General features: G+C 72.0%; 1 pseudogene. It reads left to right on the plus strand.

The window, feature by feature from the left end:
- Positions 1 to 393 (plus strand): annotated as a pseudogene (locus AB4Z51_RS45095) (squalene--hopene cyclase); the annotation flags it as partial.

The following is a 393-nucleotide window of genomic DNA, read 5'->3' on the forward strand; positions in this document are numbered from 1 at the left end:
GTTCCTGCGCCCGGCCCAGTCCACCCGGCTGCCGGCGCGCGCACCGCACCAGAGCCCGCTCTGGGTGGGCGTGTTCCGCGCGCTGGACGCCGTGGTGCGCGTGGCCGAGCCGCTGTTCCCGCGCAGCCTGCGCGCGCGGGCCATCGAGCGCGCCCGCACGTTCACCGTGGAGCGCCTGAACGGCGAAGACGGCCTCGGCGCCATCTTCCCGGCAATGGTCAACTCGGTGCTGATGTTCGACGTGCTCGGCGTGCCCGAGAGCGACCCGAACCGCGCCATTGCGCGCCGCTCGATCGACAAGCTGCTGGTCGTCCGCGACGATGAAGCCTATTGCCAGCCCTGCCTGTCGCCGGTCTGGGACACTTCGCTGGCCAGCCACGCGCTGCTGGAAGT

Source organism: Bradyrhizobium sp. 2TAF36 (assembly GCF_052114925.1).
GTDB lineage: Bacteria > Pseudomonadota > Alphaproteobacteria > Rhizobiales > Xanthobacteraceae > Bradyrhizobium > Bradyrhizobium barranii.